Source organism: Rossellomorea sp. ABR4_012 (assembly GCF_056159545.1).
The window spans coordinates 1,091,557-1,116,695 of the sequence record NZ_JBSWVK010000001.1 but is presented as its reverse complement, the minus strand read 5'-3'; the positions used below and the strand labels follow the sequence as shown (position 1 = coordinate 1,116,695).

General features: G+C 43.8%; 22 protein-coding genes. 9 read left to right on the top strand and 13 right to left on the bottom strand.

The genetic code is table 11. The annotated features are described in order from the left end of the window. Positions 1-13: 13 nt before the first annotated feature. The 4 genes from ACXAFV_RS05405 to ACXAFV_RS05390 all read right to left on the bottom strand — a co-directional run bounded on the left by ACXAFV_RS05405 (position 14) and on the right by ACXAFV_RS05390 (position 6,940). Positions 14-796: an SDR family NAD(P)-dependent oxidoreductase gene (locus ACXAFV_RS05405; protein WP_475124990.1), complete on the bottom strand. Its 783-nt coding sequence runs from the start codon at positions 794-796 to the stop codon at positions 14-16. A gap of 364 nt (positions 797-1,160) precedes the next feature. Continuing rightward, on the bottom strand, positions 1,161-2,945 hold the full coding sequence (locus ACXAFV_RS05400) for an acyl-CoA dehydrogenase family protein (protein WP_475124988.1): 1,785 nt from the start codon (positions 2,943-2,945) through the stop codon (positions 1,161-1,163). A gap of 398 nt (positions 2,946-3,343) precedes the next feature. Next, the gene (locus ACXAFV_RS05395; protein WP_475124987.1) at positions 3,344-4,522 is read right to left on the bottom strand and encodes an acetyl-CoA C-acetyltransferase; all 1,179 of its coding nucleotides are present in this window, start codon (positions 4,520-4,522) and stop codon (positions 3,344-3,346) included. 33 nt (positions 4,523-4,555) lie between these two features. Beyond that, positions 4,556-6,940: a 3-hydroxyacyl-CoA dehydrogenase NAD-binding domain-containing protein gene (locus tag ACXAFV_RS05390; protein WP_475124985.1), complete on the bottom strand. Its 2,385-nt coding sequence runs from the start codon at positions 6,938-6,940 to the stop codon at positions 4,556-4,558. Positions 6,941-7,274: 334 nt separating this feature from the next. Here ACXAFV_RS05390 and ACXAFV_RS05385 point away from each other — a divergent pair, with 334 nt between their 5' ends. Continuing rightward, on the top strand, positions 7,275-7,409 hold the full coding sequence (locus ACXAFV_RS05385; RefSeq protein WP_475124983.1) for a YuzL family protein: 135 nt from the start codon (positions 7,275-7,277) through the stop codon (positions 7,407-7,409). 508 nt (positions 7,410-7,917) lie between these two features. Next, complete coding sequence (locus tag ACXAFV_RS05380) at positions 7,918-8,547, top strand: YczE/YyaS/YitT family protein (RefSeq protein ID WP_475124982.1); 630 nt, start codon at positions 7,918-7,920, stop codon at positions 8,545-8,547. A gap of 29 nt (positions 8,548-8,576) precedes the next feature. On the opposite strand, the gene ACXAFV_RS05375 is transcribed toward ACXAFV_RS05380, so the two are convergent. Both ACXAFV_RS05375 and ACXAFV_RS05370 read right to left on the bottom strand, forming a co-directional pair. Then, complete coding sequence (locus tag ACXAFV_RS05375) at positions 8,577-9,284, bottom strand: DUF421 domain-containing protein (protein ID WP_475124980.1); 708 nt, start codon at positions 9,282-9,284, stop codon at positions 8,577-8,579. Between the two features lie 15 nt (positions 9,285-9,299). Next, positions 9,300-9,998, bottom strand: coding sequence for a DUF421 domain-containing protein (locus tag ACXAFV_RS05370; RefSeq protein ID WP_475124979.1), 699 nt, complete (start codon positions 9,996-9,998; stop codon positions 9,300-9,302). Between the two features lie 172 nt (positions 9,999-10,170). Here ACXAFV_RS05370 and ACXAFV_RS05365 point away from each other — a divergent pair, with 172 nt between their 5' ends. Next, positions 10,171-11,127, top strand: coding sequence for a bile acid:sodium symporter family protein (locus tag ACXAFV_RS05365; protein ID WP_475124978.1), 957 nt, complete (start codon positions 10,171-10,173; stop codon positions 11,125-11,127). A gap of 36 nt (positions 11,128-11,163) precedes the next feature. Here the strand turns inward: ACXAFV_RS05365 and ACXAFV_RS05360 are convergent, their stop codons facing one another. Continuing rightward, the gene (locus tag ACXAFV_RS05360; protein ID WP_475124976.1) at positions 11,164-12,627 is read right to left on the bottom strand and encodes a potassium/proton antiporter; all 1,464 of its coding nucleotides are present in this window, start codon (positions 12,625-12,627) and stop codon (positions 11,164-11,166) included. A gap of 266 nt (positions 12,628-12,893) precedes the next feature. Next, positions 12,894-13,811: a proline dehydrogenase family protein gene (locus ACXAFV_RS05355; RefSeq protein ID WP_475124975.1), complete on the bottom strand. Its 918-nt coding sequence runs from the start codon at positions 13,809-13,811 to the stop codon at positions 12,894-12,896. A 297-nt stretch (positions 13,812-14,108) separates the two neighbouring features. Here ACXAFV_RS05355 and ACXAFV_RS05350 point away from each other — a divergent pair, with 297 nt between their 5' ends. Both ACXAFV_RS05350 and ACXAFV_RS05345 read left to right on the top strand, forming a co-directional pair. Next, a complete protein-coding gene (locus ACXAFV_RS05350; RefSeq protein ID WP_475124974.1) occupies positions 14,109-14,372 on the top strand; it encodes a hypothetical protein in 264 nt (87 codons plus the stop codon). Between the two features lie 16 nt (positions 14,373-14,388). Beyond that, positions 14,389-14,751 carry a spore coat protein gene (locus ACXAFV_RS05345; RefSeq protein ID WP_475124972.1) on the top strand — a complete coding sequence of 121 codons (363 nt, stop codon included), beginning with the start codon at positions 14,389-14,391 and terminating at the stop codon, positions 14,749-14,751. A gap of 446 nt (positions 14,752-15,197) precedes the next feature. Here the strand turns inward: ACXAFV_RS05345 and ACXAFV_RS05340 are convergent, their stop codons facing one another. From ACXAFV_RS05340 to ACXAFV_RS05320, 5 genes are read right to left on the bottom strand one after another with little or no spacing between them, the layout of a single operon-like run. Further along, the gene (locus ACXAFV_RS05340; RefSeq protein WP_475124971.1) at positions 15,198-15,461 is read right to left on the bottom strand and encodes a DUF2573 family protein; all 264 of its coding nucleotides are present in this window, start codon (positions 15,459-15,461) and stop codon (positions 15,198-15,200) included. A 34-nt stretch (positions 15,462-15,495) separates the two neighbouring features. Further along, positions 15,496-16,269: a (2Fe-2S)-binding protein gene (locus ACXAFV_RS05335; RefSeq protein ID WP_475124969.1), complete on the bottom strand. Its 774-nt coding sequence runs from the start codon at positions 16,267-16,269 to the stop codon at positions 15,496-15,498. After that, complete coding sequence (locus ACXAFV_RS05330; RefSeq protein WP_475124967.1) at positions 16,266-17,081, bottom strand: ABC transporter ATP-binding protein; 816 nt, start codon at positions 17,079-17,081, stop codon at positions 16,266-16,268. The genes ACXAFV_RS05335 and ACXAFV_RS05330 overlap by 4 nt, the downstream gene beginning before the upstream one ends. 15 nt (positions 17,082-17,096) lie before the next feature. Then, positions 17,097-18,152 (bottom strand): FecCD family ABC transporter permease, encoded by a 1,056-nt coding sequence (locus ACXAFV_RS05325; RefSeq protein ID WP_475124965.1) that lies wholly within the window; start codon positions 18,150-18,152, stop codon positions 17,097-17,099. 1 nt (position 18,153) lies between these two features. Next, complete coding sequence (locus tag ACXAFV_RS05320) at positions 18,154-19,143, bottom strand: FecCD family ABC transporter permease (RefSeq protein WP_475124964.1); 990 nt, start codon at positions 19,141-19,143, stop codon at positions 18,154-18,156. A 204-nt stretch (positions 19,144-19,347) separates the two neighbouring features. On the opposite strand from ACXAFV_RS05320, the gene ACXAFV_RS05315 reads away from it, so the two are divergent. The 4 genes from ACXAFV_RS05315 to ACXAFV_RS05300 all read left to right on the top strand — a co-directional run bounded on the left by ACXAFV_RS05315 (position 19,348) and on the right by ACXAFV_RS05300 (position 24,557). Further along, a complete protein-coding gene (locus ACXAFV_RS05315; RefSeq protein WP_475124963.1) occupies positions 19,348-20,313 on the top strand; it encodes an ABC transporter substrate-binding protein in 966 nt (321 codons plus the stop codon). Positions 20,314-20,854: 541 nt separating this feature from the next. Further along, positions 20,855-22,357 carry a spore germination protein gene (locus ACXAFV_RS05310; protein WP_475124961.1) on the top strand — a complete coding sequence of 501 codons (1,503 nt, stop codon included), beginning with the start codon at positions 20,855-20,857 and terminating at the stop codon, positions 22,355-22,357. Further along, on the top strand, positions 22,354-23,460 hold the full coding sequence (locus ACXAFV_RS05305) for a GerAB/ArcD/ProY family transporter (RefSeq protein ID WP_475124960.1): 1,107 nt from the start codon (positions 22,354-22,356) through the stop codon (positions 23,458-23,460). Before ACXAFV_RS05310 ends, ACXAFV_RS05305 begins: the two co-directional genes overlap by 4 nt. Then, positions 23,457-24,557: a Ger(x)C family spore germination protein gene (locus ACXAFV_RS05300; RefSeq protein ID WP_475124959.1), complete on the top strand. Its 1,101-nt coding sequence runs from the start codon at positions 23,457-23,459 to the stop codon at positions 24,555-24,557. The genes ACXAFV_RS05305 and ACXAFV_RS05300 overlap by 4 nt, the downstream gene beginning before the upstream one ends. Positions 24,558-25,139 lie beyond the last annotated feature (582 nt).

Here is a 25,139-nt window from a genome sequence, read left to right as displayed (position 1 = left end):
CATTCAGTTTTTATTATATCCGTTCTTGGACTTTGCGGACAATATTTGTGACCATTTTACGCGGCATGAAACGAATGGAGCCGGCAAGCAATCTATTTTTCACCCCCGGTATGATGACCACCTTCTTATGATCGGTCATCTGCTTATACGCTTCGTCTACGACTTCCTCTACGGTCATGACACCCGATTGGAAGAGTTTTGATTGCTGAAGTTCGGCTGCATCACTGAACCCCGTTTTGGTAGCACCCGGACATAGCGCCATCACCTGAACGCCGTGTCCCTCCCACTCATTCGCAAGTGCCTCAGATAGTGACAGGACATACGCTTTGGTAGCATAATATACAGACATTAACGGTCCCGGCTGAAATGCGGCAGTGGAAGCAACATTCAGGATTTGCCCACTTTTCCTCTTCACCATTTCTTTGCCGAAATACTTACTAAGCTCCGTCAAGGCTGTAATGTTCACTTGAATCATATCTACTTCTTTTTGTATCTCAGTCTGTTCAAATTCACCGAACAACCCAAACCCGGCATTGTTTATGAGAATATCAACTTGAATGTCTTTTGCAGTAACCTGTTCGTATATTGAGCGGGATGCTCCTGGCTCGGCTAAATCTGCCTTAATTACGTGTGCTTTAATGTTGTACTTCCCTTCTAATTCTTTTGCAAGAGAAAGAAGCTTATCCTCGCTTCTCGCTACAAGGACCAAGTTATGGCCAGCTTGTGCAAATTTATGACTGAAATGCAGCCCAATTCCGCTTGATGCTCCTGTTATCAGTACGGTTTTGTTGTTCATTTATATGTTACCACCTTTTTTATTTTGTTATGTTTAAACACTTAAACGTTTAAGTGTTTAAACATATAATAATTGTTGTTGGGGGATAAGTCAAGAGAACAGGTATTGTGAATGGCATGGAGTTTGTACCTTGGGCGCCAATTGGGATAGAAGATCGGTTGATTGAATTGAGAGGCTGATTGACGGAATTAATTGAGTAGTTGATGGAATTAATAGAACTTATGACGGAATTAAATTGATTTGTGATGGAATTAATTGAACTTATGACGGAATTAAAATATTCCCCCTTAAAAATATCCCCCCAACCATAAAAAACAGACCCCCGCCATTCGGAGGTCCGTTGCTCTTATCAAAAATTCACTTATCAAACAACATACTTCTCAGCATCGATCAGCTTTTCAGACGCTTCACGCTTAACCGCGATCACATTGATCGGTGTATGGCGTGTGAATTTGCGGAGTGCTGAAAGCATCATGCGGAGAGTGTCGCCCTGTTCCGTCGCCACAAGTGTTTCTTTTGCATGAGCTTCAATTTCATTGAACGCTTCCTGACAGAAAATCTGAGTGTAAAGTAGTTTTTGTTTCGCTTTTTCAGCTCCACCCTTCTCGAGCGCTTTTTCTGTACGAAGAACGACAGATTCCATTGCGTATGCATTCGATACGATATCTGCAATGTTCACAAGGATTTCCTGCTCTTTTTCCAAAGCTTTACCGAACTTCTGAGCTGCCAATCCAGCAAGCATCAAGCCGATTTTCTTCGCGTTTTTCACAAGGTATTTCTCCTGCGCCAATGGCTCGTCGCCAACTTCTTCAGGCATAAGCATCATTAATTCTTCTTGAAGAGCCTGTGCTTTTTGAAGGAGCGGCAGTTCACCTTTCATTGCTTTACGCAGGTATGTCCCCGGTACAAGAAGACGGTTGATTTCATTCGTTCCTTCGAAGATACGGTTAATGCGGGAATCGCGGTACATTCTTTCGATTTCATATTCCTGCATGAATCCGTAACCGCCGTGAAGCTGAACGCCTTCGTCGACCACATAGTCGAGTACTTCTGTCGCGAAGAATTTATTCAGTGAACACTCGATTGCATATTCGGCGATTGACTTCGCTACTTCCGTTCCGTTTTTGACCTCTTCATCCGTAAGTTTGCTCATGCGATCTTCGAATAAGCCGACAGTACGGTATACGGAGCTTTCAGCTGCATACAATTTCGCTGCCATCGTCGCCAGTTTTTCTTTCGTGAGGTTGAAAGAAGAAATTGATGTCTTGAACTGCTGGCGCTGATTTGTGTATCCAACCGTTACTTCAAACGCACGCTTACTTGCACCTACCGCACCTACTCCAAGCTTGTAACGGCCGATATTCAAGATGTTGAATGCGATGATATGGCCTTTTCCTGCCTGGCCAAGAAGGTTTTCAGCAGGGATTTCAGCATCTTCCAGAATCAATGTACGTGTGGAAGAACTCTTGATTCCCATTTTCTTTTCTTCAGGACCTGTAGAAACGCCAGGATAATCTTTTTCAACGATGAATGCCGAGAAATGCTCGCCGTCGATTTTCGCATAAACGACGAATACATCAGCGAAGGCAGAGTTTGTGATCCATTGCTTTTCACCATTTAAAATATAGTGCGTACCCGCGTCGTTCAGTTTCGCAGTCGTCTTCGCACCCAGTGCATCAGATCCTGAACCTGGTTCTGTCAAAGCATAAGCCGCAAGTTTTTCACCTGATGCCAACGCTGGAAGGTACTTTTGCTTTTGGTCTTCATTACCGAAAAGAACGATCGGAAGTGAACCGATTCCGACATGGGCACCGTGGGAGATGGAGAAACCGCCTGCACGGGACATTTTTTCAGCGATTAGGGCTGAGCTCACTTTATCAAGACCAAGTCCGCCGTATTCTTCTGGAACATCCGCTCCAAGTAGACCAAGTTCTCCTGCTTCTTTCAATAATCTCACAGAGTGGTCAAACTCGTGGTTTTCAAGATTATCGATGACAGGAACCACTTCATTCAGAACATAATCTTCCGTTGTTTTCGCGATCATTTTTTGCTCATCAGAGTACTCTTCCGGTGTGAATACTTGTTCAAAGCTCACATCTTCAATTAAAAAGCTTCCACCCTTAATCAATTTGTCTGTTTGATTTGCCATATTTGACATCCCCTTAACGTTTTTTATAATTGAGAAACTTTAAAACGCAGACCGTTCCTTTCCGCTACAGGCACAAGATTCCCCGGGGAGGAAGTCGAGCCTCCTCGTCGCTGCGCTCCTGCGGGACGAAAAGCGCAGGCGGCTCGCTCAGACCCGACAAGCATAAGATGAATGGACCGTGAAGTCGTTCTTTACCTTCTTGGGCCAATTAACTTATGAACTCGAGGGGCTAGCCGCCGGAGCTGGACAAGTCTCGACCTTTCCTCTATATCCCGTCGGAGTCAAGTGCCTTCCGTTCCAATCCACTCTCGTTTTCAATGTGGAATTTAAAAGTATCTATTCTAATCTTCTTTATTGAAATGTACACAATCAATTATCATTTCAATTATGGCTATGATTTACCCAATCAGTTCAAACACCCCGGCTGCTCCCATTCCGCCTCCGATGCACATCGTGACGATACCGAATTGCTGATTGCGGCGTTTCATTTCGTGTACGAGTGACAGGGTCAGCTTTGCACCTGTACATCCGAGCGGGTGACCGAGTGCGATGGCTCCCCCGTTTACGTTCACTTTGTCTTCGTCCAGCCCCAGCTGGCGGATGACCTGGATCGACTGCGAAGCAAATGCTTCGTTCAATTCAAATAATCCGATATCCGACAGCTCAAGGCCAGCCATTTTAAGTGCACGCGGAATCGCTTCGACAGGACCGATTCCCATGATTTCAGGCGGCACTCCTGCTACAGCAAAGCTTCTGAATTTCGCCATCGGCTGCAGGCCAAGTCCAACTGCTTTCTCCCGGTCCATGACCATCACTGCAGCTGCCCCGTCACTCGTTTGAGACGAGTTCCCTGCTGTGACTGAACCTTTTACATTGAAGGCAGGGCGCAGTTTGCCAAGAACCTGTGAATTTGTTTCAGCACGGACACCTTCGTCCCTTGTGAATTGGAACGTCTTTTCAATCAGTTTGTTCTCAGCGTTCACTGAGCGCTGGACGACATCCACCGGGACGATTTCATCATCGAATTTCCCTTCTGCAATCGCCTTTGCAGCTTTCTGGTGGCTTCTCACTGCAAACGCATCCTGGTCTTCACGGGAAACGCCGAATTTCTTCGCCACTTCTTCTGCGGTATGACCCATGCTCATGTAGTACTGTGGAGCCGTTTCAGCAAGCTTTGCATTCGGGCGTACCACGTGCCCCATCATCGGTACCAGGCTCATCGATTCCGCTCCGCCGGCGATTGCCGTATCTGAGTGGCCAAGCATGATTTTTTCTGCTGCATAAGCGATTGACTGCAATCCTGATGAGCAATAACGATTGATCGTGATTGCAGGAACCGAGCTAGGAAGCCCTGCAAGACCTCCGATATTCCTTGCCATATTCAATCCCTGCTCGGCTTCCGGCATCGCACAACCGATAATCAAATCGTCGATATTTCCTTCATAGTTCCCCGCACGCTTCAACGTTTCTTTTACGACAAGGGCACCAAGGTCATCCGGTCTAACTCCTGCCAATGACCCTTTTCTTGATTTTCCGACTGGTGTTCTGGCACCAGCCACTATGACTGCTTCTCGCATGATGTTCCCCCGCTTTCTGAATAGGTTTTATGATTAATTGCGTAGTGGCTTACCTTTAACAAGCATGTGCTGCATTCTTTGCTGTGATTTCGGCTGAGCGATCAGGCTCAGGAATGCTTCTCTTTCAAGATCTAATAAATATTGTTCATCGACTTCCGTTCCAAATGGCACTTTTCCGCCGGCAATCACGTACGCCAGTTTCTTGGCGATCAATAGATCGTGTTCAGAAATGAAACCTGATTGATACATCGATTGTGCTCCCAGTAAGAGAGTTCCGTAGCCAGTTTCCCCTACTACAGGGACCTTCTTGCGAACCGGTGCTTTGTAACCTCTTTCAAAAAGTGCCAGGGCAGCCTGTTTCGCGTCAAATAATAAGTGGTCTCCATTTACACTCACTCCGTCAGCTTTGCTTAGGAAGTTGTTATCTCTCGCTTCATCGCCTGAAGTTGAAACTTTTGCCATGGCGATCGTTTCGAATACTTTATTTGCTATCTTCTGCAGGTCGAATTCCACTCCATTCGGAAGGTTCGCCAAGTGCTTCATATACAGCTCTTTGTTTCCGCCGCCGCCCGGGATCAGGCCGACACCGACTTCTACAAGACCCATGTACGTTTCCATGGAGGCTTGAATATGGGCAGTAGGCAGACAGACTTCGCTTCCTCCGCCCAGTGTCATGCCGAATGGCGCTGCGACAACCGGTTTAGAGGAGTACTTGATCTTCATCATGGCCTGCTGGAAGTGACGTACGACCATGTCGATTTCAAAAATGTTATCATCCTGAGCTTCCATCAGGATCATGGCGAGGTTGGCCCCCACGCAGAAGTTCTTCGCCTGATTTCCGATGACAAGACCCTTGAAGTTTTTCTCCACTTCATCTACAGCGAAATTGATCATCTGGATGATGTCCAGGCCGATCGCATTATTTGGAGAATGGAACTCAAGAAGCGCCACGCCGTCCCCGATATCGATGAGGCTGGCTCCGGAATTTTTCTTGATCAGCTTTCCTTGCTTCTTCAGAAGCTTCAAGTCGATCACTTTCGGATTGCGCTCTACAAGCTTGTATTCTCCATTATGATAAAAATACAGCTCACCCTCTTCTTCTTTGTAAAAATGAGTGTGTCCCGCTTCAAGCATTTCTTCTACCCACTGCGGTACGGTTACGCCTTCTTCTTTCATACGTGTGACGGACTTTTCAACACCGATCGCATCCCACGTTTCAAAAGGTCCGAGCTCCCATCCGAATCCCCATTTCATTGCACGGTCGATGGCTGTGATGTCATCTGCGATTTCTCCATGAAGCTGAGCGGAATAGTTGAGCACCGGTGATAAAATGTTCCATAGCAGGGAACCAGCTTTATCTTTCGCATAGACCAGGGACTTGATTTTATTAGGGAGTCCCTTTTCATTCTTACTCATCTCAATAGAAGCAGTTTTAAGCTTTTTACGAGGTTCATACTCAAGTGATTCAGGGTTCAGTTCAAGGATCTCTTTTCCTTGCTTCAAGAAGAATCCTTGGCCGCTCTTGCTTCCATACCAGCCGTTTTCAAGCATCTTGCGCATGAATGCCGGTACTTCGAATACCTTCTTCTCTTCGCCATCCACCTGGTCGTAGACATTTTTCGCAACATGCGCGAATGTATCAAGACCAACAACGTCAAGCGTTCTGAAGGTAGCGCTTTTCGGTCTGCCGATTGCAGGACCTGTGATGGAATCGACCTCTCCGACGCTGTAACCGCCTTTGAGCATTTCCTGTACGGTTACCAGAAGGCCGTATGTTCCGATTCTGTTCGCGATGAAGTTCGGTGTATCTTTTGCAAAGACCACGCCTTTGCCAAGGGCATCTTCACCGAATGTTTTCATGAAATCCACTACATCCCCATCCGTCTTCTTCGTCGGGATGACTTCAAGAAGCTTCAGGTAACGAGGCGGGTTGAAGAAATGAGTTCCCAGGAAGTTTTTCTGAAAATCTTCTGAACGTCCTTCTGCCATTGCCTCGATTGATATTCCAGATGTATTTGAACTTACGATGCTTCCTTGTTTACGGTATTTCTCAACCTGTTCGAATACCTTCTTTTTGATATCCAGGTTTTCCACAACAACTTCGATGATCCAGTCGCACTCGCCGATTTTCTCCATATCGTCTTCAAAGTTACCTGCTGTAATCAGCGATAAATTTTGTTTAGTGGTTAAAGGAGCTGGTTTTTGCTTCAAGAGCTTTTTTAAAGCGTTTTCACTCAAGCGATTACGAAATGCAGTGCTCTCTTCTGTCAAACCCTTCGCTTTCTCTTCTTCTGTTAATTCGCGTGGCACGATGTCTAATAACATTGTCGGAATACCGATGTTCGCTAAATGTGCTGCAATTCCCGATCCCATGACTCCTGAACCTAATACTGCAGCTTTCTGAATTCTGCGCGTCAATGTGTTCTCCCCCTTTGGTTGCACTGTGATAATGATTTCATTGGATAACCGGTCTGACATGCAGTCCGGACAACTTTGAATGAATACTCATTCATTTTTTGGTCAAAAAAAAGACCCGAATGAATTTCTGTTATCTATAATATATCGGATTTTCTAAAATATCGCAATATTTAAACGTTTAAAAATGTATGTTTTTACAAATTTTTTTCTTACTCTACTGTCTATTACGTTTTGATGTCCGTTTGCAAGAACTATTCCCCATGAACAGAGCCCAAAATTTATAAGTTATAAACTGCCTCCTTCCAGGACACTTTATGAATGGAGGTGTTTTTTCATGGCAAAACGCAAAAAAGATCCTTCTAGAGCTGGAGTCAGTGCTGCCAGTGTGAAAGGCAATGCCGGTCCGACAGTCGAAGAAGACGGCGGCAAAAAAGTAAACAGTCAAAACAATCAATTTAAAAAGCAATAAGGTATGATCACAGGCGTCTTTGAGGGCTCCTGTGATTGTTTTTTGTTCAATTTTTAGGTTGATTGGTGATTTTAAGGAGTAAACAGGAAGGATTCGGCTGCTTGGACCAACTTCTTAATCCAGTCGGAATGGGTTTATGCTGACTTTTTTCGTTTTATGCGTAAAAATATCATTATATGCTGACTTTTTCTAATATATGCTGAAAAATTTTCATTTATGCTGAATTATTTAAATATATGCTGATTTTAGAAATAATTGGAAATGTACCTCACCTTAACTACAGTCGATTCCCCAAAGGCCCGTCCCTCGCTACGATAAAGTACTAAAGTACAGACACCAAACTGACAAAACAATTACATTGAAATGCAAAAATTAACTTTGCTTCCCTGTACGTTATCGAGTAAACTAAGTGTATTGTGTTTGGTTGTCAGACCTCCTACTTCAATCAGTTAAAGGAGGACAACCCGGCTGCTTAATGATAACGTTTACAGATAAGGAGAGATAATTGATGATGATTCGCAGATCAGCATTTTTTACTATAGGATTATTCATTTTGACGATGGGTGTTTCATTGATTATTAAATCGGGCCTTGGGGCTTCTGCCTGGGATGCTCTTGCCGTGGGTGAGTCGAGAATGTTCGGAATCACGGTCGGTACTGCGGTGTTCATAAATGGAATCGTGTTGATCATACTCAACGCAGTCATTATGAAAAAACGCCCAGATATCCTGGCGACACTGACGATTTTTGTTATTGGACTATTAATTGATTTCTGGCTGCTGATTATATTAGCTGACTTTGCTCCAGTGATGCTGGTCAATCAATTTATTGCACTTGGTATTGGAATCCTTACGGTCGGATTAGGTGTTTCCATTTACCTGCAGGCCAAATTCCCTGCAAGTCCTATGGACACACTTATGGTGGCGATTCATACCCGCTTCGGATTGAACCTTCGAAACTCAAGGATCCTCTCTGAGGGATTTGCATTGACACTTGCTTTCTTATTCAAAGGGGACATCGGGATCGGAACGATTCTTGTAACGGTTCTATTAGGGTTCGTCGTTCAATATATGTATCCGATCTTTGAACAATTGTTTGAGAAAAAATCTTATTCCAAAGCGGCAGTTCCAACTGAATAAATGTCTGAAAGGATGTGACCCAGAGGGTTTCATCCTTTTTTTAATAGATATACTTTTTTTGAACTGTCCAGGGTGGCAAGAAAGACGGAATCGATATCCTTTACTTGTTCCATATTCAGTTGATTCAACACCCATCTCTCATCCACACCCGCTTTTTCAAGATTTTCACGGATGAATTTTCCTTCATTTATGACAATCATAGGGATGTTTAAAGGTTTCACTGTCAGGTTCATATCTGCAGGGGTAACAGGTGATCCTGAATCAAACTTCATGACGGATATTTGGGCATTTGGCTCCAAGATCGCATACTTCACTTCGCTTATATCAAAAACATTATGTATCCTCAGTTCAGATAGAAGTAAATCAACACTGATGAACTGACGTTTCAGGTTTTTCACTACCACTTTACCATTATCGATCAAAATGGCTGGTTTTCCATTAAAGAAGAAGCTGAACTTTCGATTTTTCAACGAAATGAAACTGAATGAGGTATGCCAGAAAAAAAGGGTGAGCAAGGGTACAATCATATAGGTGAAAGAAACCTTTCCGTCAAGTACAGGTGATACGGTAATGGCACCAAGGATCCATATAAGTGCAAAATCGTAGGTGGTCAGCTGATTGACGGCCCTTTTATATACATTTCTCCCGACCAAATACCCTATGCACCCTACTATCACCGTTCTAATCAGAAAGCCTGCCAAGGTGATATCCTCAACTATTCCAAATACTTCCGGCATCTATACCCCTCCCGCTTAATTAATGTACAGTTCACCTGCAGGAGTCAGAAGTCCGATATAGATCTTCTCCAAACCTGCAATGTTCTGTCTTTCCAATTCTGCCATGATCCAGTTCACATCCAGCTTCCGTTTCTTTATTACGTTCTTGTCAATCCTGCCTTCGTAAATGACGATATCCGATAACTGCTTAGTGGTCATTGGAATTTGCATGACAGCCTTTGTTACTGGCAGGGTGTTACTGTTTTTAGCCACACTGAAATCCCCGTTTGGCTCTGCGATCATGTATTCCACATTTTTCAAATCAAAGGCATCCTTCTGTCTCAGGATTGAAAACATATTATCAATGGTAAGCAGCGTCTTTCTCAAATTCTTTTTGTTTACCTTCCCCTTTTCTACAATGATACTCTGTCTTTTTGATGCAAAATAGGGTGACAGTTTTAAATAACTGTAGGAAAGCAAGAGTATGATGATAATATAAACTGTTATGATCAATATGGCGTCGATCGGACGGGATTCAGGCTGCACCATACGCGAAGCTGCAATATGACTGATCCCCGCCCCAACCAGGAAATTATAAGGTGTCATAATGCCCGGCTGCCTAAAGCCTAATGATTTGTCAGCAAGGAAAAGGACAAAATATAAAATTGTCGTACGGAGGAACAATTCCAGATAACTCAGTTCTTCTGCCTTAAAAAGTATATCTTTCCATTCCACCTCAATTCCTCCTGTTCGTGTTGCTAAGTCCTTTCTCCTATTGTTTGTTCGTTTATTGCAGACAATACATCGGTAACATAAACTCCTGTTCTTAATACCTTTTACATCAAAAATAATCCCAAAAATGATATGATGATTCTATTATTCTATTTAATTATTAGGAGCGTTTTTTATGCTGCAGGTATTAAATAAGAAATTGGAGAAGCTTATGCCGTTCATCACACCCTCGGCCGTTTTGATCGGCGTATTGTTTGCTCCCTATTTATCACCTTTGACGTTCATTGTGCCTTGGGTATTCGCGCTTATGACGTTTTCCGGGTCCCTGAGCTCGAACTTCCATTCTGTTAAGCGGGCCGTTCAATTTCCGCTGCCATTATTGACCTCTCTCCTCATCCTCCACATCATCATGCCGCTTTGGGCGTTCGGAATGGGAAGCATTGTCTTTCCAGAGGATGGGTTGACAGTGACGGGCTTGCTGCTTGCGATGGTCATTCCGACCGGGATCACAAGCTTCGTATGGGTGACCATTTACAAGGGGAACATTGGGCTTGCCCTTTCCATCATACTTGTCGATACGATCCTTTCCCCCTTTATCGTGCCTGCCAGCCTGTCGCTGATTGTCGGCCAGAAGGTTGAAATGGACAGCTGGAGCATTATGAGTGGATTATTATGGATGGTGGTGATTCCATCCATCATCGGGATGCTTTGTAATCACCTTACAAAAGGAGCCATCAAGGACACAGTCGGGAAACATTTATCCCCTTTTACTAAAATCGGCATCGGGGTGGTGGTCGCCATCAATAGTTCGGCTGTCGCTCCATATTTAAAAAATATCAGTCTAAAGCTGTTCCTGATTGCTTTCACAGTGCTGTTCATCGCTATCTCGGGATTCGCTCTGGCATGGCTGCTTGGATCCTTGCTTAAACAAACAAGAGATACCAAGGCAAGCCTTCTATTCACCGGGGGGATGAGAAACATCAGCGCAGGTGCCGTCATCGCCGTTCAATACTTCCCTGCTGCCGTTGCAGTTCCCGTCGTGATCGGCATGCTCTTTCAGCAAGTGCTTGCTTCGTTCTTCGGATTTCTCTTTCACCGGTATGAACTGCGGGTTCATGCTGCAGATACTTAAAATGAGTAAAAAGGATCCTTTTGACAGGATCCTTTTTTAACTTGATTCAGATTCTTTATTTGCATTTAACAGCTGATTGATGCGCTTTCTTTGACTCTTATTGGCAAGGACATATAACGTATCCTCTGGCTTTATGACAGTGTCTCCAGTCGGGGTGATCACGTCATCTTTCCTGATGACCGCTGAAATCAAGGTTTTTTCCGGCAATTCGATTTCCTTGATTGCCTTTCCGGTGATAGAAGCACCCTGGTTGATGTGGACTTCAATCATTTCATTATTGGTCTTTCCGATGCTGACCAGCTCAAGCGTATGAGCGAGCGGTGGTTTTTCTTTTCCAGCCAGCTTCAAGTAATTCGCCAAAGGGCTGATCGTCGTCCCCTGAACAAGAGCAGATAACAGGACGACGAAGAAGACGACGTTAAAAATGATTTCACTGTTTTCCAAATTGGCCACCATCGGAAATGTCGCCAGTACAATCGGTACAGCTCCTTTCAGCCCTGCCCAAGAGATAAAGAATTTCTCCTTTACATTGAAGCTTTTATCAAAAGCAAGGCTAATATATACCCCTAATGGTCTTGCAATGAAAATCAGGAGCACGGATAGAAGTATTCCTTGCAGCGCGATTCCAGGAAGGTGCTGCGGGAACACGAGTAATCCCAATAAGATGAACATGACAATCTGCAGCATCCATGCAAAACCTTCATTAAATTTGATGATCGAATGGCGGTAGGTTAATTCCTGATTGCCGACGATGATGGCCATGACATAAACGGCAAGCAGTCCGCTGGCATCGATGATCGATGTCAGGGCATATGTCAAAATAGCCAGGGAAACAGAAAGTACGGGATACAATCCGGAAGAATCCAGGTTGATTTTGTTGATGATCCATACAGAAGCCATTCCGAATAGTGCCCCCAGAACAAGCCCCATCCCCATCTGCCAGAAGAAGCTTAAAATCAAATTGAATGGATTTAAGTTTGGGAGTTGGATCAGTTGTAAAAAGGCAACCGTCAAAAAGATCGCCATCGGATCGTTACTTCCCGATTCCGCCTCCAGGGTGGATGAAATTCTCGTTTTGATATTTTTATTACCCAACACAGAGAAAACGGCAGCTGCATCGGTCGACCCTACAATGGCACCAAATAGCATACCTTCAAGCCAGTTCAAGTCCAAAATGAACTTTGCTGCTACACCAATGGAAAGAGTCGTGATCAGGACCCCGATTGTAGCCAGCGAAAGGGCTGGTTTATAAACACTCTTCACATTGCTCCACTTCGTCTGGAGACCACCTTCAAACAAAATGATGATCAGGGCGATGGTTCCTATAAATTGTGTGATATGGGCATTGTCGAAGAAAAAGTATGTATTTAAGATCATTCCTACTGCGATGAAGAGAATGAGTGAGGGAACGCCTAAACGGGAGGAAAACTTGGCAAAAATGACTCCAACAAGGAGCAAGAGGGCTAATAGCATTAAAACATTTTGAATCGAAAAATCCATGTAATCGCCTCATATTATAAAATGTTCTTATGAAAAATTATACTATATTGTGAAAGTCGTAACAATTGATATGCCTACTGAGGATCGGCATGCGACCTTAGTTCCACGCACATATTATGGTATCCAGCCTCCAGCTTGATCCTCTTAAATTTTTGCACATGACCTGCGAGTCTCGTCCTAAGGCAATTCCAACGCCGATAACCATGTAACCGCACCTTTAACAAAGAAAAAACTTCACAGACATCCATCCGTGAAGTTCGATTCTATTATTTTTTTATAACGCCTTTCAGTACGAATGCCACGTTCGCAGGGCGTTCAGCCAGACGTCTCATGAAATAGCCGTACCAGTCTGTGCCATACGGAACATAGACGCGCATTTTGTAGCCTTCCTTCACAAGTTCATGCTGGCGCTCTACACAGATACCAAAGAGCATCTGGAACTCGAACTGATCACGAGGGATATTATGTTCTTCAGCAAGCTTCTTTGTATATTCAATGATATTATCATCATGAGTGGCGATGGCCGTGTAGTTTCCGTTTAACATATGCATCTTGATGATTTTCTTGAAGTTCTCATCAACATCTTTTTTATCAGGAAATGCAACTTTAGGCGACTCTTTATAAGCCCCTTTCACAAGACGCAGATTCGGGGAATACGCATTTAACTCTTCCATGTCCTTTTCTGTTCTATATAAATAGGCTTGAATGACAGTACCGATGTTGTCATATTCTGATTTCAGTGTCTTAAAGATTTCGAGCGTCTTGCCGCACCGTGAGTAATCCTCCATGTCGATGGTCACAAAGACACCATGTTTCTTTGCTTCATCCAGGATCATCCTCATATTCTTCGTCACGACATCTTCTTTAAGATCAAGTCCCATTGAAGTCATCTTGAGCGATAGTTGAGATTGCAGTTTCTCTCTGCCAATTGCACGGACAGCTTCCACACATTCAAGGGCCATTTCATTGGCTTCCTCAACGTTATCGACAAACTCCCCCAAATAATCAATCGTTACCACAAGGTTCTGTTTATTCAATTCACGAATGACTTCGACTGCTTGCTCGATTGATGAACCTGCAACAAATCTCGCCGCCCCAAAACGTAGGCCATATTTCTTAGCCAGTTTGGTGATCGGCTTGTTTTTAGAAAGGAATAAAAAGAAATTACGCATAGCTTGCTCCATGTTGCTACCTCCCTGAAAAGAACATATATGTCATACTATGAAAACGTTTTCTTATTTGATAAAAAGAAAAGATTTCGAGTAGTATTCTGTTTACCAACATTTTATCACCATTTAAACGTTTTGAATATACTTTTGTTACTTTCTTAGTAGAATATTATCGAAATTTGTAAGCGGTGCATAACCTGCGGGAAATTAGGCAGAATAACGTTTGTTAAAGCCTGAAAATTGTTTCATCTGCATAAAGCACAATAGGCCTATGGACCCATCGAATCAGCATTTATCAAGGAGGAATAAAAGATGCAGCAACAACCTCAACAAGGAAATCAGCAGCAAACGTACACACAGCCGCCGCAAATGTTAACGACAAAGGATTCACTATACTTGAATGACATGCTGGCCTGGAACTTAACGGCGATGAAAAAATGTCATTTTGCAGCCACTCAGTGCCAGGATCAGGAAATCAAAGCAGAACTCGATAAGTGCGGTCAAATGCACCAGCGCCACTACGAACAATTATTGGCGCACTTGAACACGTCAAACCAGAACCAAGGCATGATGTAGAAAGGAGACGAATCGCATGAACCAGCAAAATCAAAATCAACAAAAAATCCAAAATCCTAAAACCCAAGTGCCGTCCACTCCGCAAATGAATGATCGGGACTTCATTACTGACGTCCTTTCACATGAAAAATATATGACAGCTTCTTACTGCACAGCCCTTAATGAAGCTAGTCACCAAGCACTGTATCAAGACTTATTGACTATTTTCAACGAAACGCAAAATGCCCAGCGCGAGTTATTCAATGAAATGTTCCGTAAAGGCTGGTACAAGCTTGAAGCTGAAGACAGCCAGAAAATCCAGCAGTCCTACCAGCAGCATCAGCAGTACTCTTCCCAGTTCCCATATGGGACTAGTGCCGGCGGCGGACAGCTTCAATAAGCTTTTGGCGTGGCGATCTCCTTTGTGGGGTCGCTTTTTTGTGTGTGGCGCTTTTGGGAGAGTGTTTTTTGAATTGGTGGGAAATTAATGGGACTGCGCTCGCTCCATTTAAAATGGAATTTGATTAAATTCATCCATTTAACTCGGGATATGAATTGAAACTGTTCCTTCTATTGAAAATTCGTGCTGCATTTCCCTGCAGCATCCGTCGTTCATCAAAAATACATTCCAGATTTCAGATTTACGAGCCACTTTTCCAAAATACATTCCACTTTGAAGGTTTACATTCCACTTTCACGATTTACGGACCAACTTGTCGATTTTTCTTTAAATTGAAAGGGACACCCCAGTTCCCAAGCTGTACATTAAAACCACAGCATAGACCCGAACCTCCGTCCCACAAAAAAAGCACCCATCCCAGGGTACTCTCTTCACCTAACTCAAGGCTATTCATCCTTCTTCTTTCGGTTCATCTCTTCACGATGAGCGTCGTTCAACTTTTTGATTTCACCGACGATATTCTTCATTTCTTCTTTTCCTTCAGGATAAAGTGAGTTCCAATGCTTCACGAGTGCCGGCATGTTTTTGGCAATAAAGGTGTAAAGGGCATATTGGGTCACCATTTCTTTTTTCTCATGAGAGGATTCTCCAATGAGAAGCTCGGTGTATTTATCCAGCAGTGCGTCAAATTGTTTCGGGAATTCGCTCATGAATTAGAACCTCCAGTTTAAAGTTTAGTCTCCTCTAGTAAGCCATCCGCTTCACCTTGCAGGTCTGCGGGCAGCTATTACAGCGAAATTGCTCGCCATTCTCTAATCGATAAGAAAAACAGCATGTCTTCCGTACGCGGATTTTATCATCAAGACCTTCTACACGGACTTTTTCAGTATAATATCTGTTCAGAGGATTATTATTATACTCTCCAAACCAATGACTGTTTTCATTGCTTAATAAATGTGCATAATCATGTTCTCTCCTGCCCAGCACTTTTTCATCCGTAATCAACGCGTCGTTTTCATAGATCCAATAGAGATAGACAGCAATATTTTCCCACAGTATCAGATTGGAAAGCTTAACAGAGCGTTTCATTACTCCTATGAATTGATCAAGGTGTCCGCTGAACAGGGACCGGATAAACTCTTCTTTTTCGGACCAGGACGTAAATTCTTCCACACTCGGATCCTTCAGGCAGATTTGCGGCAGCCACAAGCCGTTTTCATTCACGTAATCGACCAGCACAAGATTTTCCGGTGAAACATTCAGCTTCTTGTTCCAAAAGGTCATGGAAAGCATCCCCAGTGCAGCGACAAATGCATAACGCTTCAAAAAAAGGGAGCCGGCGGTCTTCAAGTCATGGGCTCCCATCAACGAGAGCCGGTCCTGCAGATAATTCACCATTTCATGTTCATCTAAAAGTGTCCGTGCAACGGTTCCTTCCCCATCAGACGGATTCCACTTCTGAAAGCGATATTGCTTCAACAGAGACCATTGTTGATCCGTTAAGGAAGAAATCTTCATACAGGTTCACCGATCTGTTTAAGAATGCATCTGCCTTTACCGAATGGAATGCAAAGCGGGGTGCCGAATAACGGATCGCTCGTTACCTGACAATCCATATCAAACACATTCTTCACCAACTCACAGCTGATGATCGTTTCGGGCTTACCCTGTGCATAGATTTTCTGATCACGGATGGCCACGATATTATGAGCGTAACGGCAGGCAAGATTCAAGTCATGGAGTACCATGACGATCGTCCGGTCTTCTTGTTCATTTAGCTCAAACAATAAATCGAGGATCTCGATTTGATGAGTCATATCTAAATAGGTAGTGGGCTCATCCAATAGAATAATATCCGTATCCTGTGCAAGGGTGAGTGCGATCCAGGCACGCTGGCGCTGTCCGCCAGACAGTTCATCGACTTTGCGATGCTGCAGTTCTTCCATTTTGGTTGCCCTCAATGCGTTCTGGACGATTTCTTCATCTTCATGCGACCATTGTTTCAGCCACGTCTGATGAGGGTATCTTCCCTGCTTTACCAACTGTAGTACGGTAAGTCCTTCGGGAGCTGTCGGCGACTGAGGAAGAATGGCCATTTTACGGGCCACCTCTTTAGTGGACAACTTGGCGATGGCATCCCCTTCTAAAAGTACAGATCCCTGCTTCGGTTTCAATAAACGTGCGATGGAACGCAGCAAAGTCGATTTCCCGCATCCGTTTCCACCGATGAATACGGTGATTTCTCCCTTTGGAATCTCAATATTCAGTTCATCGATGATCGTTCTTTCACCATAAGCAAGGGTCAAGTCTTTTGTTTGCAGCATGCTCATTTCGCGGCCAACTCCTTAAGAATTTCTCGTTTTAAATAGCAGATAGATAAAATATGGTGCACCGATTGCAGCGGTAAATACACCTGCAGGAACCTCGAGAGGCAGGAATAGCGTGCGGCCGATCAGATCAGCGAGCATCACAAGGATCCCCCCGATGAAGGCAGAGGCCGGTAGCAATGCCCCGTAAGAAGACCCTACCATTCTTCTGGCCATATGAGGAGCCATCAAACCGACAAAGCCGATGCCGCCTGCAAAAGAAACCGCCCCTCCTACGAGAACTGTTGCCATTAGAAGAAGAAAGAACCGCTGCCGTTGAACGTGTCCTCCCACTCCCTTGGCCAGCTCTTCTCCAAGTTCCTGGATATTCAATTGACGTGTGATAAAAAAGCTTATAAGTATGAACACGATACTCCATGGCAGCAGGATCCCTACATCCTGCCAGTCTGATCCATTGACTGTACCAGTGATCCAAATATTTGCCTGACTGGCCCTGTAAATGGGACCCATGATCATCAAAAGGGTCGTCACTGCCTGGGTCAGCGCTGAAATCCCTATACCGATAAGGACGAGCCTGACGGGAGAAACACCCTTTTTCCATGCCAGAAAATAGACTAGAAAGGCGACTGTTGCTGCGCCAATAAAGGCGGCAACAGGCATCCATTGAATACTGACCGGAAGCGTACCATCTTCATTGCTGAAAATCGTCAAGAATGCAACTACCGCTGCTCCCGCGCCACCAGTGATGCCGATGATATCCGGAGAAGCAAGCGGGTTTCTGATCATTCCCTGTAAAATACCGCCCGCTACCGCAAGTGCCATCCCTGCAAGGAGGGCGATGATGATACGCGGCAGCCGGAAAGTTTTCACAACCAGCTGTTCAAGACCCGTACCCCCTCCAAAAAAGACACTGACTACCTTCCAAGGGGCAATCTTCATATCTCCAATTCCAGTACTGACAATTAATACAAGGATGACTAAAAGTCCAAGTATCGTCACTTTTTTTAATGCAGACAAATCTATCAGAAGAGATATTTGATCTTTAAACCATCGTTTTCCTATGAATCTATTCATTTTAGAACCCCTTCCTGGCCACATACACAAAGAATGGAGCACCGATGACAGCGGTCATCACTCCTACAGGCACCTCTTGGGGCATGATGATGTAGCGTGCAGCAACATCGGCAGTCAGCAGAAGGACCGCGCCCAATAAGCCTGCATAAGGAATAAGCCACTTGTGATCGACACCTATCAACTTTCTGGCCAGATGAGGAATGACAATCCCAATGAACCCGATCGGTCCTGCAATCGCGACAGAACCGCCTGCAAGAAGAACCACGACCAGCAGCGCAAGAAACTTAATAAGGTTGGTTTTCAAGCCCAAGCCCTTGGCTACATCTTCACCCATAGCTAATATATTCATTTTGCCGGCGAGTATGAGAGCCCCGATCCAGCCTATGAGGATGTAAGGAAAAACTCCGGACAATATCCCGAGGCTTCTTCCCTGCACAGATCCTGCAAGCCAGAAAAGCACTTGTTCAAGCGCCGATTCATCCAGTACAAGCAGCCCTTGTGTAAAGGAAGAAAACATGGCCGTAATCGCAGCCCCTGCCAATGTCAGCTTCATCGGTGTCAGTCCGTTATTACCGGCAGCACTGATGGCATATACGCCAAATGCCGCAATCCCCGCTCCCAGGAAGGAAAGCCAGGTGAATGTCTGAAGATCCGACACGCCGAACAATGTCACTGCCACTACCACCATGAACCCGCCGCCTGCATTGATTCCAAAAATCCCCGGTGATGCAAGCGGATTTTTCGTCAATGTCTGCATGAGGACTCCCGAAATGGCGAGTGATGCACCGACAACGGCAGCAACCAGCGCCCTTGGCAGCCTGATTGTCTGCAGCACCAGGTGTTCAGTCGACTGATTCGGGTTCGTAAATGCTTCAAGTGCCAGTTTCCACGATGTATCTGTGTACCCATAGACAATGCTTATCCCGATACACAATATAAGGAACAATGTAGTCCCTAAAAATAAAATAAATTGTTTTTGCGATTTAATCATATGTTTACCTTTCAGATCACTGTTTAAATGAAAATATTATCTTCTATTACCTACTTCTTATTTTAGAGAAGATTGATATCGTCGTCAATGACTTTGAAAATCATTATCAATTAGTTGTTGACAATGAAAACCTTCTCATCTATCATTAGGTTTGTGAATGATAATCATTATCAATCAATACATATTTCAGGAGGAATTATACATATGAAATTAAGAAGTTTATTATCATTACTGCTGATTGCTTCTCTTCTTTTCCTTGCAGCTTGCGGGAACAAAGACGAAGAAAAAGATACATCAGCAAGTAAAGATGACAAGCAAAAAGAAGAAACGTATACAGTAGAACATTCAATGGGTACAACTGAAATTGAAGGGACACCTGAAAAGGTAGTCATCCTTACAAATGAAGGAACTGAAGCACTATTGGCTATGGATGTCACTCCTGTAGGTGCAGTTCAATCATGGACTGGTGATCCTTGGTATGATCACATCGCTGACGACATGAAAGATGTTGAAGTGGTTGGTACTGAAAGTGAACTGAACATCGAAGCGATCGCCAAGCTTCAACCGGATCTTATCATCGGAACAAAACTTCGTCAGGAAGAGCAATACAACCAATTGAAAGAAATCGCTCCAACGGTAATGTCCGAAACTCTTAAGGGTAACTGGAAAGAAAATTTCGAACTATATTCCAAAGCATTGAATAAAGAAGAAAAAGGGAAAGAAGTCATTGCTGAATACGATCAGCGCATCGAAGACATGAAAGGGAAATTAGGCGATAAGCTGAACCAGGAAGTATCGATGGTCCGTTTCCTTGCCGGTGACGTTCGTATCTACCATAAAGATTCATTCTCAGGCGTCATCCTTGACCAACTAGGATTTGCACGCCCTGAAGGTCAGGATGTGAATGACTTTGCTGAAAAAGGTGTAACGAAAGAACGCATCCCTGCAATGGATGGAGATGTTCTCTTCTACTTCACATATGAAACTGGAGACGGAGAAGCGAACAAATTAGCAGAAGAATGGATCAATGACCCGTTATTCAAGAATCTTGAAGCTGCTAAAGCAGGAAACGTACACGAAGTAAGTGATGACATCTGGAACACTGCCGGCGGTGTCATAGCAGCGAACAAAATGCTTGATGATATCGAGAAATTTTTCATGGAGCAATAAGTAATTAAGAGACCAGGGATGATTCCCTGGTCTTTTTTTATTTAGTGTTTACTAATTGTTGATGTTGAGTGTTTTTGAATACCCCGTTCGACCACAAATTTTTCAACTCGGCTCTGTTGAATATTATAGTTGTTTTTAACTGGGTACTAGCAGTTGATTGGAGTGCAAGACGAAGACTCCTGCGGGAAAAGCGAGACAGGTGAGACTTGTCTAGCTGCAGGGCTTAGAGGCACATGTCATAAGTCAAACCGACCAAGAAGAAAAAGAACGCCTTCATGGCCGATTCGCCTTATGCCATCCGCCTCTGGGCAAAGCCCCTCCGCTTTTCTTACCCACAGGAGCGCAGCGACGAGAAGGCTCACCGGCCGCCCGCGGAAGGGAAGTCTTGCACGGAAATCAACTGCGGTGTTAAAAGTGCTTTTTCAAAAAAACCTTATTTTTATAGAACCCTCTTTACCATTTTCACCTCTCCTCAACTTTTCATAATTCTCCCTATTTCGGAAACACTACAGAATACACCACATGAACATGAGGGATTCGTATGTTTTCATTCTTTAAAAATAAGAATTCAGATAAAACGCAAAAGAAACAGTCATATGAAAGCACTAAATCAGAAATGGAAAAATCGGCTGATTATAAACAGGCCTTTTACCAAAATCCCTTTACTGGGGCGAAGTTCAGTCTCCACTTCATCACCACCTTGATTGACGGGAAAATTCTGCAGGAGGATGTACTTCCTTCTTTGCTATCAAAGGATTTCCATGATTTCGAAGACCTTAAGACCTTGGTGCCGATCGTTGACATACAAATTTCAAAAGATGAATCCATCATAGAACAAAAATTATTTAATGGATATTCCATGTTAACGATGGATGCTTCGAATCGTAAGTTCGCATTCATCGCCACGAAGAATGAAATGGGACGAAAGGTATCCCAACCGGAAGTGGAGTTCAGCGTTGTCGGCCCTAAAGAAGCATTCGTTGAATCTCTGAGTGATAATTTAAATCTATTGCGAAAGCGCATTCCTATAAAGGAATTGACTGTTGAAGAATTCAATGTCGGATCCATTACGCACACAAGAGTCGCCCTTCTTTATTTGGATGGTCTGACAGATGAAGCGAATGTGAATACGATGCGACAGCGCCTGCAAGATATTAACTTTGATCAGGTCATGGACTCCTCATTCATTGAACAGCTCATTGCGGATAACAGCTATTCTCCATTTCCTCAGCTGCTCGATTCTGAACGTCCTGACCGGGTAGCTTCTGTGTTGATCGAGGGGAAAGTTGCCGTAATGGTGGACGGTTCTCCCCATGCGTTAATCGGTCCGACCACACTGGTTGAGTTCTTTAGTGCCTATGAGGATTATTTTCTTAATTTCATTGTGGCTTCTTTTTTAAGATTGGTACGAGTATTCGCTGTTACGTTTTCCATCTTAATCACACCCATCTATGTGGCAGCACTCACCTATCATTATGAATTGATTCCTAAAGACCTGATGGCCACACTTGTCACGTCCCGGCAGGAGATCCCTTTACCGCCAATTCTGGAAGCATTGTTTCTTGAATTGACGATTGAACTTTTACGCGAGGCCGGGGCAAGACTGCCGACAAAGGTCGGTCAGACAATCGGTATCGTTGGCGGAATCGTGATCGGGACTGCTTCGGTTGAAGCAGGCCTGACAAGTAACGTACTGCTCATTCTCGTTGCACTTGCAGCCCTGGCATCGTTTACGACACCGGTCTACAGAATGGGTAATACAATCCGTATACTGCGTTTTCCATTCTTGCTTCTTGCACAACTATGGGGATTACTTGGGATCGTCTTTTGTTTCTGTTTCCTTATGGGGCATCTTTTAAGGCTCACGTCATTGGGACGGCCTTTCCTGTCGCCTTTGTATCCACCGCGAATGAAGGATTTAAAGGATGCACTCATCAGGTTTCCATTTCATAAACAAGCAGCCCGTCCTCATTACCTTCGGACGAATAAGAAGGTCCGCTTCAATTCTCAGGAAGGGAAGAAAAAGCTGGATATTGATGAATGAATAGAGGTGAAATGATGCAAGCGATTCCTGAAAGAAGAAAAGTCAGCCCATTTTTGATTTTCTTTCTCATCCATTCCATTCAAGTCGGGGGAGGGGTCCTGGGATTTCAACGAATCATCGCCATGAATGCCGGTTACGATGGATGGATTTCTGTTATCCTTGCCGGCATACTCACACATGTTTTGATGTTTATTATGTATAAGCTTTTGGATAAAAGCGGAGGAGATCTTGTATCAGCTCACAAACTGGCTTTTGGGAAATGGATTGGAAAAGTATTTGACGCTGTATTTGTCCTATACTTCACTCTTCTTGTCATCACCATCTTAAGAACGTACGTCGAGGTCCTCCAAGTTTGGATGTACCCAAGGCTAAGCACATTTATTTTTTCACTGTCTTTTCTTATCCTTTGCTATTACTTTGTCAGCGGCGGGGTACGGATCATTGCAGGAACGGCCTTTTTCGGCACGATTTTACCCAGTTACCTGCTGCTTACGTTTGCTTTTACAATTCCGTTCTCTGACTACAGGAATATCTTGCCTGTCTTCGATCATTCAATGAAAGACATTTTAATCTCAATGAAGAACATGTCTCTTACTTACTTAGGCTATGAATCAATACTATTGCTCTACCCTTTCATTAAAGATGCTAAGAAATCCCAAAAATATGCTCAATGGGGATTATTCACCACCACTGCTGTCTATACACTCATCGCCATCATTTCTTTTGCCTTCTTCAGTGAGAAGCAGCTTGAAAAAACGGTATGGGCCACCTTATCCATGTGGAAAATTGTAGAGATACCTTTTGTAGAACGTTTTGAATATATCGGGATTGCAAATTGGTGTCTTGTCATTCTTCCAAACGTTTGTATCACACTTTGGTGTGCAAGCAGGATTTTAAAACGGATGACCCCTCTCAAACATCGGCAATCTTTAGTGTGCATCATTTTGGTAAGTATAGGCACGCTTACTTTTTTCACTAACAGAAAACAAGTCAACCTGCTGAATGATATGGCTGGTCAAATCGGATTCTATATCAATTACATTTATATTCCGCTCCTTTTAGTACTCGTCATTCTTATGAAGAAGGTGAGAAAAAAATCATGAAAAAGTTTCTTATATGTGGAATAGTAATGATTCTTTCGTTTTTGACTTCAGGATGTGTAGAAAGAGAAATTCTGGATGACTTATATATCGAGACAGGAAAAGGATATGACTTGGTAGAAGAAAACACCATTCGAGGGACTGCCATGTTCCCTATCTATCAGCCTGATCAATCAATTCAAAATATGACGATTTCCGCTGAAGCTTCTTCCACCAGGGAGGTACTGGAAACTCTCTCAAGAATGTCCCAGCAGCCTTTGGTCAGAGGGGGGCTTGATGTGGTTGTCCTAGGAGAGGAACTTGCGAAAAAAGGGGTCATCGATATTGCCGATTCCATGCAGAGGGATGCCAGTATCGGAGCAAGGGTGTATATGATGGTCAGCAAAGGGGAAGCTAGAGAGATTCTTGAAGGACAATATGGGATTAGAGGAAACGGGATGTATATCTCCAATTTGCTTAAGCAGAACATAAAAAGACGGGAACTGCCTGAAACGAACCTTCACATGTTCCTTTTCGATTATTACCAATTAGGACAGACGCCTTACCTGCCGATCATCCGGAAAATTTCAGATACCACGCTGAAAGTCGATGGAATTGCCCTATTCCATAAAGATAAAATGGTGGATACGATCGCTGCTGAAGACATGTTCTTCTTCAAAATCCTGGTGGATAAAGTCTCGGAAGGCAGCCACGTGGTGAGACTTGATGAAGAGAATAAAAAAGGCGGCCAAAAAGTAGAAGCCTCCATCACAAGTCTCAAAGCGAAACACAGGATTAAAGTTACGTACAAAAAGAACCCGGTTAAGGTTACGATAAAAATAAAAATAAAAGGTATCATAAAAGAATACACAGGCGAAAAATTGACACCTGATAAAATCACCGATATTGAAAAAACCATGGAGAAGGATATTAAAGACAAAGCAATACAAATGCTTACTAAATTTCAAAAGAATGGTGTCGACCCGATCGGTATCGGACAAATTCAAAAACATGGAGTAAGAGGATTCGACATTAAAGAGTGGGAAAGCAAGCTCTATCCCAATGTTCAATTTAAAGTAGAACCAAACGTTGAAATTGTAGAAGGTGGTACGGTGGAATAAAGATTTTTTATTGAACTGTTCGGTTTGAATAAAGTGCAGCGGCTAGAGGTTAAAAATAACCTGAAACTTAACAGACCTGTTTAATAAAAGAGAAGATGCTGTGACAAAAGTGTTTTAGCCTAAGTAAAACCCGAACTAATTTGCCATTTATGAGCCAAATTAGTTCGGGTTTTTAATTTGATCAAATAGAGATTTAGATATAGCACTTTCCAGCGGTTGATTGGAGTGCAAGACGAAGACTCCTGCGGGAAGAGTAGCTAATTAGAAAAGCGGAAGGGCTTTGAAGAGAGGTGTGTGGCATAAGACGAATCGGCCACGAAGGCGTTCTTTGACTTCTTGGTCGGTTTGGCTTATGACATGTGCCTCTAAGCCCTGCAGCTAGACAATTGAGACCTGTCCAGCTCCGGCGGCTAGAGGCTCGAGGTCATAAGTCAAGAAAGCCAAAAAGGCAAAAATCGCCTTTCCGGCTTTCTCGCCTTATGCTTGTCGCCTCTAGGCAAGCCGCCTCCGCATTTCTAGCCCGCAGGAATGCAGTGACGAGGAGGCTCACGGGCTACCCGCGGAAAGCGAAGTCTTGCACGG